The organism is Pseudonocardia hierapolitana (assembly GCF_007994075.1).
In the GTDB taxonomy this organism is placed as follows: domain Bacteria; phylum Actinomycetota; class Actinomycetes; order Mycobacteriales; family Pseudonocardiaceae; genus Pseudonocardia; species Pseudonocardia hierapolitana.
Window position 1 is genome coordinate 1,499,626 of the sequence record NZ_VIWU01000001.1, and the last position, 16,966, is coordinate 1,516,591.

Consider the following 16,966-nt stretch of genomic DNA (forward strand, 5'->3'; position numbering starts at 1 on the left):
ATACCACGGTTCTCCGCCCGGCACTCTGCGTCAACTCCGGAGCGACACCGGGCTCAGGCCGCGGCTGCCTTCCGCAGCGCCCGGTAGAGCAGGTTGGGTTCGCCCAGGCGCCTGCGCAGCTCGCGTTCCAGGCCCGCGATGGGGTACAGGTTCTGGGGGGCGCGGGAGTCCTTGTACTCGGTGGAGGCGAACCTCGGCAGGGTCGCCTGGCTGCGCGCGGCGTGGGCCACGGCCTCCGCGGCCGGGAGGTCGGAGCTGCACTCCACCCGCACGATGCCCGCCCACGGTGCCCCCGGCCGGCACGGCAGCCGCAGGTACCACGTGTGCCGCTCCCACGAGCTCCCCAGCCGGAACACCGGGGTGCGCTGCCCGGTGCGCAGCGACGCGACGACCCCACCCAGCTGTGGGGGCAGGTAGTCGCTGCGGTGGGTCTTGACGAACCCGATCACCCGCGGCAGGTGCTGGCGCCCACGCAGCGGGCCGTCGACGACGAGCAGGTCGTCGGCCACGCCGTGACCGCTGCGGGCGGCGGCCGCCGCGGCCAGCTCGGTGTCGGCCAGCTCGCGCTGCACGGCGAGGCTGAGCAGCTGCGCGGGGGCGACGTCGGGGTGGGCCGCCGTGCGGGTGGCCCGGTACGTCCCGGCGGTGGTGCGGACGTCGTCCGCGGATTCGGCCGTGGTGAACAGCCCCCGGCGGACGTCGGCGGTGAGCAGGTGCGCGCCGCCCTCGCGGCAGCAGCAGACCACGCCCGCCGCGTAGGACGCGCAGAGCGCGGGCGACGCCTCCGGGCTCCCGTCCTCCACCCAGAGCTGGGCGTCGACCCGGCGCACCCCGTCGACGAACAGCACGGCGTCAGGCGGGAGGACGGCCGGATCCGGGTCGATCGGCCGCCACTCCGCCGCCGGCAGCTCGACGTCCAGCGCGACCTGCGCGGCCGACTCGCCGAGCTCGGTGTCCAGGCTCGTGCCGTAGGACGGGTCCCACGGGTCGACCGCGAACTTCACCAGTGCCCCCCGCCGGGAGTCCGTTGCGTATATCGGCGGATCCAGCTTTCTGCCGGGTGTGCCGGCGGGCCGGCCTCGCACTGGACGTACACGGCCGGTTCGCCGGTGCGCCCAGCGGGAAGCTGGGCCGTCGAGATGCGTGGCGGACTCCCGGCGGGGGGCACTATGACTCCCGGGTGACGGTGGAGGTGCGCTGGTCGCGGCTCACCACGAACCGCACGGGGACGCGTTCGGCGAGCGCGGGCACGTGCGTGACCACGCCGACCATCCGGTCGCCGCGGGTGGCGAGGTTCTCCAGCGTGCTCGCGACGACGTCCAGGTTGGCCTCGTCCAGCGTGCCGAAGCCCTCGTCGAGGAAGATCGACTCCAGGCGGGCGGCGCCCTGCGCGGCCAGCCCCGTCATCTGCGCGGAGAGCGCCAGCGCGAGCGCGAGGCTCGCCTGGAACGTCTCGCCGCCGGAGAGGGTCTTGACCGGGCGCCGCGCGTCGGCGTCGGCGTGGTCGATGACGAGGAACTCGCCGCCCTCGTGGGTGAGCGCGAACTGGCCGCCCGAGAGCTCCGCGAGGCTCTCCGACGCGTCGGCCACCAGCGCGTCCAGCGCGGACGCGACGAGCCAGCGCGGGAAGCCGTCGGAGCGCAGCAGGTTGCCGAGGAGCTTCGCGACCTGCTGGGCGGACTCGGCCTCGTCGCGGTCGGCCCGGAGGCGCTCCGCCGCAGCCCGCCGCTCCGCCACCCGGTCCTGACCCGCACGGGCCCGGGCGAGCGCCGCGGCGACGGCCGCCGGTGCGCCTGCGCCGAGCGGGGCGGCGACGGGCACCTGGTGGGCGGCCAGGTCGTCGGCGATCCGGTGCTCGACGGCGTCGCGGGCCGCGCGGGCGTCCTGGGTGGCGGTGGCCGCCTCCGCCAGGCGGCCGGCGCGCGCCTCGGCCTCCCGTCGAGCCCAGCCGGTGAGCTCCTGCCAGGCCGCGAGCAGCTCGTCCCCGCCCACGGCAGGCGCGCCGAGCGGCACGAGGGGGTCGCGGGCCGCCCGCAGCGCGTCCCACGCGGCGGTGACCTCGCGGGCGACCTCGGCCGCGGTGCTCTCGGCGGAGCGCAGGGCCGCCCGGGCCGTGCGCAGCTGCGCGTCGGCCTCCCGGACGGCGGCCTCGAGCGCGTCGAGCCGTTCGAGGGCCGCTGCGGCGTCCTCGTCGGAGGGGGCGCCGCGCAGCACTGCCTGCAGCTGGGCGACCCGGCGTTCCGCGGTGTCGACGGCGCTGCGCGCCTCCTGCTCGGCCCGCGCGGCGGCGGTCTCGTCGCGGTGCCGCTCGGCCGCGGCCCGCTCGGCGGCCCGCCACGCCCGCTCGGTGGTGTCCCGCTGCTGCTCCGCCTCCGTGACGGCCGCGCGAGCGGCGGGCAGGGCGCTCTCGCGGGCGGTGCCCTCGGTGCGGGCCCAGTCGACGAGCGCGGTCCAGCCGGCGAGCACGTCGGGAACGGCCGGGGCGGGGGCGCCGAAGGGCACGAGCGGGTCGCGCGCCGCCCGCAGGCCCGCAGCGGCCGCGTCGACCTCTGCACGCAGCTCCTCGACGGCGGCAGCGGCAGCGTCCCTGGCCCGCCGGGCCGCTCGCACCGCCTCGGCGGCCTCCTCGGCCTCGTGGCCGAGCCGGTCGAGGTCGGCGAGCACCGCGTGCAGATCGGCGACGGTGGGGACGTCGGTGGCCGGGAGTGGTGGTGCACCGTCGTCCGCCGGCCACAGGCCGCCGTCGTCCGGAGCATCGATGCGCCCCGAATCCGCGTCGCCGCCGGGCAGCACGCCTGCGAGCGCCGAGCGCAGCCGGGACGCGGTGGCGTCGAGCCGCTCCACCTCGCCGCGGACGCGCTCCCGCGCAGAGATCGCCGTGGCCTCCTCGCGCCGTGCCTCGTCGTGGGCGCGGGACGCGGCGGCGACCGCCTCCTCGGCGGCGGCGAGGTCCTCGCCCGGGTCGGCGGGTGGCGGCAGGGTGGCCACGGCCTGGGTGCACACGGGGCACGGGTCGCCCACGGCGAGCGCGGGGCGCAGCGACGCGGCGAGGTCCGCGCGCAGCGCGAGCCGGTGCCGGTCCTGGGCGTGGTCGAGCCGGTGCGTGGCCTCGGCGACCGCGGCGGCAGCGGCCTGCGCGTCCCGCTCCGCCTCGGCCGACCGCGACCTCGCGGCCGCGAGCTCGGCCTCGGTGCGGTCGAGCTCCCGGCGGTCGCGCAGGCCCTGTTCGAGGGGGCCGCGGGCGGGAGCGGCCGCGAGCGCGGTGCGGGCGGCGGCGTCGGCGGCCTCGGTGCGTCCCAGCGCGGCCGTGGCATCGGCCAGCGCGGAGTCGGCGGCCGCGCGGCGCTGCTGCAGGGCGTCCAGCCCGGCCGGAACGGCGATCGCCCGGAGGGCGTCGCGTTCGGCGACCAGCCTGCGCACGACGTCCTGCCGTTCGGCCAGCAACGCGGTGGCGGCGTCGCGGGCGGTGCGCGCCTCCTCCATGCCCGCACGGGCGTCGGCGGCGTCGTTCGCGGCGGTCGTGTAGGCCGCGGCGGCCTTCTCGTGCCGCTCCCGGGCCCCGGGCAGCTCCGCGGTGATCGTGGCGAGCTCGGCGTGGTCGCGCCGCGCGTGTTCGAGGGGACCGCGGGCGGGAGCGGCGGCGAGCCGTTCGCGGGCGGCGGTGTCGGCGGCCTCGGCGGCACCTGCGCGCTCGGCGGCCAGTGCCCGCTGCTCGGCCGCGGTGCGGTGGCGGGCGTCCAGGTCGGCGAGGCCGTCCGGCACGGTGAGCGCCGCCAGCCGGGCCTGTTCCGCGCGGAGCTGCCCGGCGCCCGCCTCGGCGGACTCGAGCGCCGCCGACGCCGCCGCGAGCTCCGGCACGGCCGCGTCGACCCGGTCGGCCAGCTCCGCGAGCTCGGCCACCCGCGCCGCGGCCTCCTGCTCGGCCTCGTCGGTGGCGTCGGTGTACCCGGCGAGCTGCTCGCCGAGCACCTCGGCGCGCTGGCGCTGGGCCGCGGCCTCGCTGTTGGCCTCGCGGGCGATCACGTCGTAGACGCCGAGCCCGAGGATGCGCACCAGCTTCTCCTGCCGCTTGCGCGGCTCGGTGTGCAGGAACTCCGCGAACTCGCCCTGCGGCAGCACCACGCACGTGCAGAAGTCGCCGAACGGCAGCCCGAGCAGCTCCTCCACGGCCTTCGTGACGGGGCCCGCGCCGTCGGCGAGCGGCTCGCTCTCCTCGTCGGTGCCCCCGGTGCCGGACGCGTCGCGCAGCTTCTCCAGCCGCGCCCCGCGCACCGACACCCCGCCGCTCGCGGCCCGCCGCAGCTCCCGCGCCACCACGTACCGGTCGCCGCCCACGTCGAACACCAGCCGGACGGTGCCGCGGTTGATCGTGGGGGCGAGCGCGAGCGCGACGGTGCGGGCGTTGTCCCAGCGCGGGACGGACCCGTAGAGCGCGAAGGTCATCGCGTCGATCACCGTGGACTTGCCGGCACCGGTGGGGCCGACGAAGGCGAAGTAGTCGGCGCCGGTGAAGTCGACGGTGGTGGGTTCGCGGAACGAGCCGAAGCCCGCCATCTCCAGCAGGACCGGACGCATCAGCTCGCTCCCGTCACGCGGTCGTGCAGCCGGGCGAACAGCTGCTCGACGCGCGGGTCGGCGACGCCCCGCGTGCCGAGGTACTCCCGGAACAGCTCCGACGACGTGCGCTCGGGCCCTGAGGTGGGCCGGGACGCGGTGACGGGCGCGGCGAACTCGGGGTCGATCCGCACCTCGAGGGCGTTCGGCAGCAACGCCACCACCTCCTCGCGCAGCCCGGCGCGGGCGGGTTCGCGCACCCAGACGCGCAGGTAGTCCTCGCCCGCCTGCTCCGCGAGCGCCGCCAGCTCGGCAACGGTGCCGCGGACCGTGCGCAGCCTGCGCCCCGACGTGATCGGGATGTCGGTGACCTGCGCAGGCGTGCCCGGCGATGCCTCGACCAGGCAGACGACCGACGTGTTGTCCTGCTCACCGAAGTCGATGGCCAGCGGCGCGCCGCAGTAGTGCACCGGGCACGGGGCGTCGATGCGCTGGCGGCGGTGCAGGTGGCCGAGCGCGACGTAGTGCGACTCGACAGGGAAGATCGTGGCGGGCACCGCGTACTCGAAGATCGACTGGGCGGCCCGCTCGCCGCCGCCGAACACGCCGTTCAGCACGGTGAGGTGGGCCATCACGAGGTTGACCGAGTCGTCGCCGAAGCCTGCGGTGAGCGTGCTCAGGATGTCGCGCAGCTGCTGGTCGTAGGCCCCGGTGTTCTCGGCGGGGGTGTTGGCGACCAGCTCGGCGGCGCGCACGGCGAAGCGCTGGGACAGGAACGGCAGCACCGCGACGGTGGCCCGCTCCCCCGTCGACTTGGCGGTGAACTCCACGACGCCGCCGCGGGCGGCCGTGCGCGGAGTGCCGACCAGCGTGATGCCGGCGGCGCCTGCCAGGGGCCGGTAGGCGTCGATGGCGGCGGGGTGGTCGTGGTTGCCCGCGATCGCGATGACCTCGGCGCCGTCGCGGGCCAGGCCCATCAGCGTGCGGACCACCAGCTGCTGGGCCTGCGCCGACGGCGCCGCGGTGTCGTAGAGGTCGCCGGCCACGAGCACCGCGTCGACCTCGTGCTCCCGCGCGATCCCGACGATCTCGCGGAGCACCTGCTCCTGCTCCTCGAGCCGGGAGCGACCCTTGAGCGTCTTGCCGACGTGCCAGTCGGACGTGTGCAGCAGTCGCATCGAGCGGATCGTAAGGGTGATGCCCCGCGGTCCCGGGGACGCGCGCCGGTGCGTCGGCCGAACAGACGTTCGCGTGCGCTGAGAGGCGCTCCCCCACTACTCCGGCCCGTTGATGCAGTGGACCATGAACCCGGCGATGCCGGTGAACTCGGTCGGCTCGCTCTCCATCGCGGCGGCGTCGAGCACGCCACCCTCCATGATCCACTTGCCGAGGCCCGCGAGGGCGAACGCGATCGCCGACGCCTGGATCACGACCTCGATCGCGATCAGGTAGGCGAGCACACGGTAGACGGACTCCATGGCCATCCCTTCGGCCGCAGGGGTGATGCAGGCAACCCGCCGGTGGCCCCGATGTCGTCAACCCGTTGAACAGGCCTGTTCAAGCCCCCGCGACAGGAGTAGAAGCGACGCCATGCGCAGCGTCGTGCACTTCGAGATCCCCGCCGATGACGTGGCACGGGCGAAGGAGTTCTACAGGTCGGTCTTCGACTGGCAGATGCAGGACATGCCGGAGATGGACTACACGATCGTCCGGACCACGGAGGTCGACGAGGCCACCCAGATGCCCGCCGCGCCGGGCGCGGTCAACGGCGGCCTGATGCGCCGGAGCCAGGACACCCCGGCGCCGGTGCTCACCATCGACGTCGAGTCGATCGACCAGGCGCTCAAGCAGGTCGAGGCGGCGGGCGGCCGGGTTGTCCGGGAGCGGACCGAGATCCCGGGGATGGGGGCGTACGCCTACTTCACCGACCCCGAGGGCAACACCCTCGGTCTGTGGGAGAACGGCTGACAGCGCGGGACCGGCCGCGCATGATCGGTCCGAGATCGGCCTGACGGCCCTCCGCGGGGCGCACAGCGAGTCTCGGATCGATCGATCGTTCCGAGAGCTGGGCTTCCGCCCTTCGCTGGGCGCTCCGGCGCACCTCGCAACGATCACGGCCGCCGTCAGAACGGCGCGTCGTCGTCCTCGTCGGCCGGCGCAGCGGGAAGCCGGGCGAACGGGTCACGTGGCGCGCTCCCGTTCGCGCTGGAGCTGGACGGCGGCGGCCCTGCCGACTCCGAGAGCCGGGTGGCCCAGGCCGGGAACGGGAACTCGACGGCGAGCGGCACCGGGATCTCCGGCTGCGAGACGAACATCGTGCCCGGCTTGGCGAGGGTGGCGCGCTGCCGCTGCGACGGGGGCAGGAAGCCGTACTCGGGCCGCCCGGCCTCGGCGGGGTCGAGCCGTCCGACCACCTTCACCGAGGAGTTCGAGACGATCCGCCGCTCGACCTCGCTCGCCGTCTGCTGGGCGCCGATCAGGATGATCCCCAGCGAGCGGCCGCGCTCGGCGATGTCCAGCAGCACCTCCTTGATCGGGCTGGAACCCTCGCGCGGGGCGTACTTGTTCAGCTCGTCGATCATGGTGAAGAGCAGCCCGCCCGGCCCGGCGGCCTCCTTCTTGCGGGTCTCGGCCGCGAGCACCACACCCACGACGAACCGCTGCGCGCGCTCGGGGAGGTTGTGGAGGTCGACGACCGTGACCTGGTGGGCGTCGGTGCTCACCCGGCGGCCCGGCGCGTCGGTGAGGTCGCCGCGCACGATCGAACGCAGCGGCCGCAGGCTCGAGCGCAGCCGCCGCAGGAACGCGTTGATCGTGCCGGTTCCGGTGACCGGGCCGGCCCAGTCGCGGCGCTCGTCCTCGTCGGTGAGCCGGTCGGAGACGAACTCGATCAGGTCGTCGTAGGTGCGCAGCACCTGGCCACCGATGACGACGCCCCCGTCGCCGACGGGCATGGCCTCCCGCCGCAGCCGGGCCGCAACCTGGTGGATCACCATCGTGTACTGGTTGCGCTCGTCCTCGGCGTCGGCGAAGACGTAGGGCAGCAGCTCCTCGGCGCAGAACTCGGCGAGCGTCCACCAGAACGCGCTCACCCCGCTGGTGCGGCCCGAGACGAACGGGCGACCCGACAGGTCGTCGGGCGTGGGCGGGGCGAAGAAGCCCGCGGACGAGAACGGGCCCGCGGGCAACCCGACCGTCGCGTAGGCCGACATCAGGTCCTCGTCCAGCTTGGTGTTGGCGTGGTCGAGGAACAGCAGGTCTTCACCCTTGACGCTGAAGACCAGCGCCTTCGCGTTCACCGACCGGCGCCCGAGCACCCCGCTGCGGAAGATCGAGTACAGCAGGAAGAGCGCGAAGCTGGTCTTCGTCGCGACGCCGGAGATTCCGCTGATCGAGACGTGCCCGCCGCGCGTGCCGTCGAGGAACTCGAGGTTGACGTAGATCGGGGCGCCGTCGCGGCCGAGCCCGACCGGGACCTTGAGGTCCATCTGGTCGAAGTACAGCGCCCGCGCCCGCTCCTCACCGGTCGCCCGGGTCGCGATCGAACCCGGCGTGGGCGGCACGTAGCACTCCGGCTCCACCCGCGTGGTGGTCACCTCGGCGATCTCCTGCACCTGCGCGGGCAGCACGCCGTCGGCGATGAGGAAGACGTCCGAGCCGAACGTCGCCCCCTCGTGCCGCGCACGGACCTCGGTGACGACGCCTGCGGTCATCACCGGCCCGATCCCCGGAACCGGGCGCACGGTGACCACGACGTCGTCGAGCTGCAGGTACTGCTCGGGCGCGAGCGCCACGCTGAACTGCAGCGGCGTGGAGTCCTCCGTGCCGACCACGCGGCCGACGGCGGGGGCGGATGCGTCGGACCGTGTGACGTCTGGCCGTGTCACTGTGCCTCCGCTTCGCTCCAGGTGGCCCGCGAGCGGGCCGGCGCGGTCGACGATAGCGACCCGTGGCCCCAGGGACGCGCAGGCCGTCCGGTGCGGCGAGCGCGCTCGTCCACCTCGCGGCGCCGCCTGGACGGTCCTCGCGGTCATCGCCACAACGGAGCCCCGCACGCTCGCGGTCGGGCCGCGGCGGTAGCAGCCCGTAAACGACCATGAGCGGTGGGCTACCTCCTGCTGATGCCGTTCGGTAATCTGCCGATCACCTGTCGTGAGGAGCTCGGATGACGCACGACGAGCTCGAGCGGTTCGTCGCCCGGATGCTGGAAGCGCTGTGCCGGGAGATGTGGGGTTTCGCCCCGCGGATGATCCCGCACATCGTCCGCAGTCTTGGTCCTGGCCGGTCCGTGCTGTGGTTCGCCGCCAACATGCCTCGCCTGCTGTGGACGATGTACGTCCTCGGCCCGCTGCGCACGCACCTGGCCGCCGTCGCCGTCTCACTGCACAACGGCTGCACGTACTGCGCCTATGGCCACGCCTTCGCCCTCGAGCTGATCTACCTGCGTGACCGCGGGCACCTCTTCCCCGTCGACGCCCGCACCCTCTCCGGATGGCAGGACCTGCCGCCCCGGGAGCTCGGCCGGCGGCTGCGCCGGGTGCTGCAGGAGGCCGGGCTGCACGCCGAGACGCTCTGGGTCGACCGCACGCTCGCGCTCGCCGCGGGCGTCGCCCGGCCCGTCGACGCGGACGAGGCCCGGATCGCCCACCTGGTCCGCATGGTGGGCCGGATGAACCGGATCGCCGTCGAGGCGGGGGTCGAGCCGGACGAGGCCCAGAACCCGGTCAACAAGGACCACAGGCTCAAGAAGCGCTACACGCAGCTGCGCGCCGCCACCGGCTAGCGTCGTCGGCGTGGTCGACATCCCCGATCCGACCGTCCTCTATCGGGTACGCGACAGCGTGTACGCCGCGGACCTCCTCATCGCCGCCGTCGCCGAGCTCGACCTCTTCACGTGGCTGGCCGGCCACGGCCCGGTACCCGCCACCGAGCTGTGCGCCGGACTGGGGCTGGCCGAGCGGCCGGCCGACGTGCTGCTGACGTACTGCGCCGCGCTCGGTCTCGTTGACCGCGACGTCGACGCGGACGACCGGATCGCGCTCGCCGAGCTCGGCCGCCTACACCTGGTGGCGGGTTCACCGTTCGACCTCCGCGCCTACTACGGCTCGCTGGTCGAACGGCCCGCCGTGCGCGAGCTGGCGAAGGTGCTGCGGACGGGGTCGCCCGCGGCATGGGCCAGCACCGGTGCGGGCGGGGACCAGGACTGGTCGGGCCGCCTCGACGACCCGGCCTTCGCCGAGCGGATCACCGCGGCCATGGACGCACGTGGTGCCTTCCTCGCCCCCGCACTCGCCGCAGCGATCCGCGACCTCCCGGTCACGGCGCTCCTCGACGTCGCGGGCAGCTCGGGCGTGTACTCGGCCGCTGTGCTGGCCGACCGCGCCCATGGGCGTGCCGCGGTGTTCGAGCGCCCACCGGTGGACGCGGCCGCGCGGACCCTCCTGCGGTCCCGTGGACTGGCGGACCGCATCGAGGTGATCACCGGTGACATGTTCGCCGATCCCTTCCCCGCCGGGTTCGACGCGCACCTGTACTCGCACGTCCTGCACGACTGGGACGCGCCCCGCGTCGAGCGGCTCATGGCCTCGTCGTTCGTGGCGCTGGCGCCCGGCGGGTGGCTGATCGAGCACGACACCCACGTCGACGCCGACAAGTGCGGGCCGCTCGCCGTGGCCGAGTACTCGGTACTCCTGATGCACTCGACGCCAGGAAAGTGCTGGTCGGTGCGCGAGCTGGCCGAGATGGCCGCGCGCGCCGGGTTCGTCGACGTCGAGCACCGGCCGACGGCGGGCGACCGGGGAGTGCTGCTCGCCCGCAAGCCGGCTCGATGAGCTGACGCGGTTCGCGGCGGGTCCGCGCAGGGCGTGCGTTCCGGAACGTCGCCCCGCCCGCACCCGGCTGGACGAGGCCGCATCACCGGGTCTTGCGACCCCGCCACTCAGCCCTTCCCCGGAAGATCCGTGAGGTCGACCCCTGGACCGGGCCCGGTGGCCCCTTTGACCGCCCGCGGCTTCGGACGGCCGCGAGCGCAACCAGAGGATCGCCTACGTCCACTGATCGAGTTCGGACTCACTCGTCCAGGATCAGCTCTGGACGAGCCGCTCCAGGATCCGCTGGTAGACCCCTTCCGCCGACCAGCGCCGATGGCGCTTCCACAGCGTCTGCCACGGGCCGAACTCGACGGGCAGGTCCCGCCACGGGCAGCCGGTGCGGTAGCGCCAGAAGATGCCCTCGAGGGTCTGGCGGTGGTCGCGCGACGGCCGTCCCCGCCGGCCCGCACTCGACGGGAGCGCCGGCTCGATGAGCTCCCACAGCTCGTCGCTGATCGCGGGCACGCGCTCGACCCCCGCGATCGGGAGACACGGCTCCGGATCCGCGGCGCGCTCGACGGCGTCGCGGGGCTGCGGACACTCCCCGATCGCGACGAGCTGCTCGAAGGTGACCGCGACCGGCGGCAGCGGGGCACCACCGTCGCGCGGCCGGAGCCCGTCGAGCGCGATGGCCAGGTGGCGCCGCCACGCGTCGGGAGCCACCTGCGCGGTGGCGGCCACCACCTGCTGCAGCGCGTACATGACGACCATCAGGTCGGTGAACTCGACGTCGGCGCGGACCGCGCCCTGGCGCTGCGCGTTGCGGAACAGGGTCTCGGCGAGGCCCATCGCGCGCATGCACAGCTCGTTGAGCGCGGGCGACTCCGCCATACCGCGGGTGACCAGGTCGGCGAACGCCTTGTCGGTGGCGAACGCGGCGCCGGTCTCCTCGAGCCAGGTGGTCAACGCGTCCCACGCGTCGGGGATCTGCAGGACGCGCTCGCGGATCTCCTCCAGCTCGCTGCCATACTCCGCGAAGACCGCCTCGCACAGCACCTCCCGGGTCGGAAAGTGCCGATACAGTGTGGCGTTGCCCACACCCGCTCGGCGCGCGATCTCCCCCAGCGAGGCGTCGAGACCCTGCTCGCGCATCACTTCCCGGGCGGATTCCAGCAGGCGGCGGCGGTTGCGCCGAGCGTCGCTGCGCAGCCCGGGCCGGGCATCGGGGAGTGCGGTCATCGGTCGTGATTATATCAACAAAACGTGGCAGGCCCCCCGATTCCGCCGGTACAGTGTCCGCAGTTCACCGGGGAGGACCCCCGCTTCTGTCGGGCAGCGTCGCACGGCACCACCTCCGGGTTTCGAGGGGCAAGTTCATGACCAAGTCGCTGGACGACGAGCTCGTCCGCGCGGATGAGCGGCGCACGGACGGCGCGCGCCCCACCCCGCCGCCCAGCAAGCCGCCGGCCCCTCCGCCGCCGCCCGCTCCCCCGGCGACGGGGTGGGGCCTCCCGCTCGCCGTGCTGATCACCGGCATGTTCATGTCCGTGCTGGACCTCAGCATCGTGAACGTCGCGATCCCGTCGATCCGCAAGGACCTGGGCGCCAGCATCGAGAGCGTCCAGTGGATCAGCACCGCCTACAGCCTCACCGAGGGCGTCATGGTGCCGGCCAGCGCGTGGCTGGGCGCGCGGTTCGGCCTCAAGCGCCTCTACGTCGCGCTGATCGTGCTCTTCACGATCGCGTCGCTCCTGTGTGCCCTGTCCACCGGGCTGGGCGGGCTGATCGGGTTCCGGATCCTGCAGGCGATCCCCGGTGGGGTCCTGCCCGTGACCTGCATGACCATCCTCTTCCGCATCGTGCCGAAGGAGAAGCTCGGCGCCGCGATGGGCATGTACGGGCTGGGCATCGTCGTCGCGCCGGGCATCGGCCCCACGCTCGGCGGGTACCTCGTCGAGCACACGAACTGGCGGGTGATCTTCCTGATCAACGTGCCGGTCGGCATCCTCGGCGCGATCGCGGCCGCCCTCTGGCTGACGAAGTTCCCGGCCGAGAAGAGCAAGCCCTTCGACTACGTCGGGTTCCTCTGCATCGCCGCCAGCCTGTTCTCCCTGCTGCTCGCGCTCGAGGAGGGCGACAACTGGGGATGGACCGACTACCGCACCGTGATGCTGTTCCTCGGCGCGGCCGTGTTCATGGCGCTGTTCATCGTGGTCGAGCTGCACGTCGAGCACCCCGTGCTCGACATCCGGGTCTTCAAGTACTGGCCGTACGTCAACTCGCTCCTGCTGATCAGCGCGATGTCGATCGGCCTGTTCGCGGTGCTGTTCTACGTCCCGTCCTTCCTGCAGGACGCGCAGGGCTGGACCCCGCTGAACACCGGCATCACCCTGCTGCCGCAGGCCCTCGCGATGGCGCTGCTGATGCCGTTCGCCGGCCTGCTCTACGACAAGATCGGCGCCCGCTTGCCGGCCGTCTTCGGGCTGGCGCTGGTCGGGAGCGGGATCCTGCTGCTGTCCCGGATCAACGTCGACATCACCCGTGGGGAGCTCATCCTCGGGATGGTCGTCATGGCCACCGGGATGGCACTGGGCATGATGCCGATCATGACCGGCGGCCTGTCCGTCCTCCCGCCGGACGTCTCCGACAGCGGCAGCGCGTTCAACACGCTCACCCAGCGCGTGAGCTCCGCGCTCGGCCTCGCCATGATGACCGCGCTCGTCCAGGACAACAGCGCGCAGTTCATGGCCGACCGGTCCAACCTGATGGAATCCGGATCGAGCCCCGAGTACATCGAGATGCAGCAGCAGGGGACCACCGGCCTGCTCCCGATGTACCAGGAGATGGCCGGGCAGGTCCAGGCGGCGGCCTACAGCAGCGGGTTCTTCATCGCCGGCTCGCTCACGCTGGTCGGCGTGGTCCTGGCGCTCTTCCTGCGCTCGGGGAAGCCCGCCGGAGGCGGCGACCGCCCCGTAGCCCACTAGAAATCCGACGAGCGGCGCGTTCGTCGGTACCTATCCGACGAACGCGCCGTTCGTCGGAACCCGTCGGTCCCCTCAGCAGACCGAGTCGGACGGCTTCGGGTTGGCCAGGCCGAAGAGGCTCCTGGCGCGCAGGCCCACCCAGGTGCCGGCCAGTGCGGCGAGGCCCCAGACCCAGCCGGACAGGCTGCCGGACGCGATGCCGGCCAGGTACGCCCCGATGTTGCAGCCGCTGGCCAGCCGCGCGCCGATCCCCATGACGATCCCGCCGATCACCGCGGCCAGCGCTGTGCGCCACGGGATGGACCGGTGCATCACCCAGGCCCCACCGGCGGTGGCCGCGAGCGCCGCCCCGATCATGATCCCGATGTCGGTGAGCGAGGTCTTGTCGGCGAGAACCGGGCCGGCGAGCGACTTGGCCTGCGCGGGCTGCTGCCAGTAGGCCCACGTCTCCGGATGCAGGCCGATCGCCTGCAGCGCCTTGGCGCCCCACAGCGCGAACGCGCTCGTGATGCCCCAGGCACCGCCCGAGACCACGAGCACACCCGCGCCGAGCACGGCGAGGGTCACCGCACCGACCCACAGCGGCCACGACCCGCGCAGGATCCGGGCCGCACCCCGCGCCGTGGGCGGCACGCCGGTGGGCGGCGGGTTGCGGCGGGCCTGCACGGCCCGGCTGACCGCGACGACGGCGAGCAGCGCCACGATCGTGACCGCCCACGACCCGAACCAGCCGATGTGCTCGGACAGGACCAAGGCCGGCAGCGCAGGCAGGTCGGAGACCAGCGGGTAGGCCCAGGTGTAGAGGACCGATCCCGTGATGAAGCCGAAGAGCGTCAGCACGATCGTGCTCTGGCCGGAGCCGACGGCGAACAGCGTGCCGGACGCGCAGGCGCCGCCGAGCTGCATGCCGATCCCGAACAGGAACGCGCCGAGCACGAGCCCGACCCCGAGCGGCCCGGCCGACGGCGCGGGCTCCGACCCGAACAGGCCCGTGCCCGTGCCGATGATCAGGGCGAACAGCGTGGCGGTCGTGCCGAGCAGCACGGCGTGGGCGCGCAGGCCCGCCCCGTTGCCGACGGCCACGAGCTGGCGCCAGGCCGAGGTGAAGCCGAAGCGGGAGTGGAAGAGGGCGACGCCGAGCCCGACGCCGAGCGCGAGCAGGACCGCCTGCCGGGCGCCGTGGGCGAGCCCGACATAGCTGACGAGCGCGGCGCCGAGCACGCCGATCGCGGCGAGCGGGCGCCACTGTGCGGGCGCGGCGGGATCGGGGACGGGCGGGACCGCGCAGGTGGGCGCGGGTGCGAGGAACGAGCGGGCAGGTGCGGTCGTCACGACGAGAACCTCGGGGGACGCAGGGAGAGGGCGGCGGGTCGTCAGGGACGACAGGCCGCGGCGCGCTGCGTGCAGTGGTCGACGTGACGCCGACGCGTGAGGATCACTTGTCGAGGCTAACTTCTCGACCCTCGCGAGACGAACCCGATGCGTCGAAGGCCTCAGCGACAACCGCGTCCCTGTAACCGACGTCATGGACCACACAGTCCAATCTGCGGCTACCTTGGACTGGACAGTCCAACCGAGCAGGGAGGCAGCGGCCGTGAGCGGACGCTTGAAGGACAGGACGGCGCTGGTCACGGGTGCCACCAGCAACATCGGGGCGGCGATCGCGATCGCGTTCGGCGCGGAAGGCGCCCACGTCGCGGTGTCGGGCCGCAACGCCGCGCGGGGCCAGGAGGTCGTCGACGCGATCCGGAGGACGGGCGGGCGCGCCGACTTCGTCCGGGCCGACCTCGACGGCAGCGCCGCCCGCAGCCGGGCGCTCGCCGACGAGGCGACCCGGGTGCTCGGCGGGCGCATCGACATCCTCGTGAACAACGCCGGGATCTACCCGCCCACCACCACGCAGGCAACGGACGAGCCGACCTTCGACCAGGTGTACGGGGTCAACGTGAAGGCGCCGCGTACTTCCTGACCGCCGCGGTCGCCCCCGCGATGGTCGCGGCAGGCAACGGCGTGATCATCAACCTCGGGTCGTGGATCGCCCGGCTCGGCATCCCGATCTCCGCGCTCTACAGCTCGACCAAGGGCGCGGTCGAGACGCTGACCCGGGCCTGGGCGGCCGAGTTCGGCCCGTCCGGAGTGCGCGTCAACGCGATCTCGCCGGGCGTCATCCGCTCGGCGGGCATCCCGGACGGCGCCGAGACCCCGGGCGAGACCCTGATGCACGGCACCCCGGCGAACGCCGCCGGCACGCCCGACGCGATCGCGAAGGCGGCCGTCTACCTCGCCAGCGACGACGCCTCGTTCGTGCACGGCACGGTCATCGACGTCGACGGCGGTCGGACGAGCGTCGCCGTGGTCGCGGCCTGAGCGGCCGCCCGGCCGTCCGCCTCCGCGCAGCACGGCCTCGAGCTGATCCAGCAGGGCGAGCGCCTCACCGTAGGAGAAGACGAGCAGGTGGGGCGCCGCCACGGCCACGCCGCGAGGGCGGCGAAGGTGGGCTGGGCCCGCAGCGCGGGGCCCCGCCCGATCTTCCGATGATCACCTATGCAACTTAGGGTAGGCAACCAGCGTATCCCCGGAGGTCACCGTGGTCCCGACGCTCCCCGCCGGCATCAGCCGTCGCAGGCTCCTCGCCGGCTCGGCCGCCCTCGGCGCGCTGCTCGGCCTTCCCGCCTGCGGCTCCGACGAGACGTCGGCCCCACGGCCCCCCGACCCGAGCTGGAGATTCATCGACGCGCGCGGGGTGAAGGTGCAGCTTCCCCGACGACCCGAGCGCGTGGTCGCGTACACGGGTGTGGCGGCCGTCCTCTGGGACTACGGCATCCGGCCCGTCGGGATCTTCGGGCCGCAGCGCCGCGAGGACGGCTCCCCGGACTCCACCGTCGGCGACATCGATCTGACCTCGGTCGGCTCCGCAGGTGAGGGCTACGACAACCTCGACTTCGAGGCGCTGGCCGCCCTGCGCCCCGACCTGGTCGTCACGGGCATGACCAGCCGCGACGTCATGTGGGTGATCGGGGCCGACGCGATCGAGCGCGTCACCCGGATCGCGCCGCTGGCGGCTCTCGAAGGCTATGGCGTGCCCGCCGAGCAGATCGTCGCCGGCTACGAGCGGTTCGCCCGGCTGCTCGGCGCCGAGACCGCCACCCCGGAGCTGATGAACGCGCGGGTGCGGCTGAACCAGGCATCCACCGCGGCGCGGGCCGCCGTCGCGGCCAAGCCGAACCTGCGCGTCCTGGTGACCTACGCCGACTCCGAAGGCATCTCGATCGCCCGTCCGAGCCAGTTCCCCGACCTGCTCAGCTTCCGTGCGCTCGGGCTGGACCTGGTCGAGCCCGAGGGGGGCGAGCAGTACTACGAGACGCTGAGCTGGGAGCAGGCCGGGCGGTACCCGGCCGACCTCATCCTCCACGACACCCGCGCGTTCAGCCTCCAGCCCGACCAGCTCACCGCCTACCCCACGTGGGCCGCGCTGCCCGCGGTGCAGGCCGGGCAGGTGGGCAGGTGGAGCGCCGAGGCGCGCCTGAGCGCGCAGGGCTTCGCCGCCGTGCTCGAGGACCTCGCCGCCACCGTGACCGCCGCCCGCGACGACGTCGTCGGATCACCCTGACCGTCCGA

Annotated in this window: 14 protein-coding genes; 7 read left to right on the plus strand and 7 right to left on the minus strand. The window is 73.8% G+C overall.

The features are described 5' to 3' along the window. Window positions 1-53: 53 nt before the first annotated feature. The 4 genes from FHX44_RS07275 to FHX44_RS07290 all read right to left on the minus strand — a co-directional run bounded on the left by FHX44_RS07275 (window position 54) and on the right by FHX44_RS07290 (window position 6,032). Window positions 54-1,004 carry a hypothetical protein gene (locus FHX44_RS07275; protein ID WP_147254767.1) on the minus strand — a complete coding sequence of 317 codons (951 nt, stop codon included), beginning with the start codon at window positions 1,002-1,004 and terminating at the stop codon, window positions 54-56. A gap of 163 nt (window positions 1,005-1,167) precedes the next feature. After that, the gene (locus FHX44_RS07280) at window positions 1,168-4,575 is read right to left on the minus strand and encodes an AAA family ATPase (protein WP_147254768.1); all 3,408 of its coding nucleotides are present in this window, start codon (window positions 4,573-4,575) and stop codon (window positions 1,168-1,170) included. Beyond that, window positions 4,575-5,732, minus strand: coding sequence for a metallophosphoesterase family protein (locus FHX44_RS07285; protein ID WP_147254769.1), 1,158 nt, complete (start codon window positions 5,730-5,732; stop codon window positions 4,575-4,577). Before FHX44_RS07285 ends, FHX44_RS07280 begins: the two co-directional genes overlap by 1 nt. Window positions 5,733-5,828: 96 nt before the next feature. Continuing rightward, window positions 5,829-6,032 carry a hypothetical protein gene (locus tag FHX44_RS07290; protein WP_147254770.1) on the minus strand — a complete coding sequence of 68 codons (204 nt, stop codon included), beginning with the start codon at window positions 6,030-6,032 and terminating at the stop codon, window positions 5,829-5,831. Between the two features lie 112 nt (window positions 6,033-6,144). Between FHX44_RS07290 and FHX44_RS07295 the strand changes: the two genes are divergently transcribed. Further along, window positions 6,145-6,522, plus strand: coding sequence for a VOC family protein (locus FHX44_RS07295; protein WP_147254771.1), 378 nt, complete (start codon window positions 6,145-6,147; stop codon window positions 6,520-6,522). 155 nt (window positions 6,523-6,677) lie between these two features. Here the strand turns inward: FHX44_RS07295 and FHX44_RS07300 are convergent, their stop codons facing one another. Continuing rightward, window positions 6,678-8,441 (minus strand): ATP-binding protein, encoded by a 1,764-nt coding sequence (locus FHX44_RS07300; RefSeq protein ID WP_147254772.1) that lies wholly within the window; start codon window positions 8,439-8,441, stop codon window positions 6,678-6,680. 278 nt (window positions 8,442-8,719) lie between these two features. Here FHX44_RS07300 and FHX44_RS07305 point away from each other — a divergent pair, with 278 nt between their 5' ends. After that, complete coding sequence (locus tag FHX44_RS07305; RefSeq protein ID WP_147254773.1) at window positions 8,720-9,337, plus strand: carboxymuconolactone decarboxylase family protein; 618 nt, start codon at window positions 8,720-8,722, stop codon at window positions 9,335-9,337. 10 nt (window positions 9,338-9,347) lie between these two features. Next, entirely contained in the window at window positions 9,348-10,385 is a 1,038-nt protein-coding gene (locus FHX44_RS07310; RefSeq protein ID WP_147254774.1) for a methyltransferase, read from the plus strand. 252 nt (window positions 10,386-10,637) lie between these two features. Here the strand turns inward: FHX44_RS07310 and FHX44_RS44160 are convergent, their stop codons facing one another. Further along, window positions 10,638-11,603, minus strand: coding sequence for a transposase (locus tag FHX44_RS44160; protein WP_147254775.1), 966 nt, complete (start codon window positions 11,601-11,603; stop codon window positions 10,638-10,640). A gap of 137 nt (window positions 11,604-11,740) precedes the next feature. Here FHX44_RS44160 and FHX44_RS07320 point away from each other — a divergent pair, with 137 nt between their 5' ends. Then, entirely contained in the window at window positions 11,741-13,348 is a 1,608-nt protein-coding gene (locus FHX44_RS07320; protein ID WP_147254776.1) for an MDR family MFS transporter, read from the plus strand. A 72-nt stretch (window positions 13,349-13,420) separates the two neighbouring features. On the opposite strand, the gene FHX44_RS07325 is transcribed toward FHX44_RS07320, so the two are convergent. Beyond that, a complete protein-coding gene (locus FHX44_RS07325) occupies window positions 13,421-14,680 on the minus strand; it encodes a YeeE/YedE family protein (protein WP_246170259.1) in 1,260 nt (419 codons plus the stop codon). A gap of 262 nt (window positions 14,681-14,942) precedes the next feature. On the opposite strand from FHX44_RS07325, the gene FHX44_RS43775 reads away from it, so the two are divergent. The 3 genes from FHX44_RS43775 to FHX44_RS07335 all read left to right on the plus strand — a co-directional run bounded on the left by FHX44_RS43775 (window position 14,943) and on the right by FHX44_RS07335 (window position 16,958). Next, the gene (locus FHX44_RS43775; protein ID WP_281287874.1) at window positions 14,943-15,317 is read left to right on the plus strand and encodes an SDR family NAD(P)-dependent oxidoreductase; all 375 of its coding nucleotides are present in this window, start codon (window positions 14,943-14,945) and stop codon (window positions 15,315-15,317) included. 20 nt (window positions 15,318-15,337) lie between these two features. After that, window positions 15,338-15,715, plus strand: coding sequence for an SDR family NAD(P)-dependent oxidoreductase (locus FHX44_RS43780; protein WP_281287875.1), 378 nt, complete (start codon window positions 15,338-15,340; stop codon window positions 15,713-15,715). A 220-nt stretch (window positions 15,716-15,935) separates the two neighbouring features. Further along, a complete protein-coding gene (locus FHX44_RS07335; protein ID WP_147260990.1) occupies window positions 15,936-16,958 on the plus strand; it encodes an ABC transporter substrate-binding protein in 1,023 nt (340 codons plus the stop codon). The last annotated feature ends 8 nt before the right edge of the window (window positions 16,959-16,966 follow it).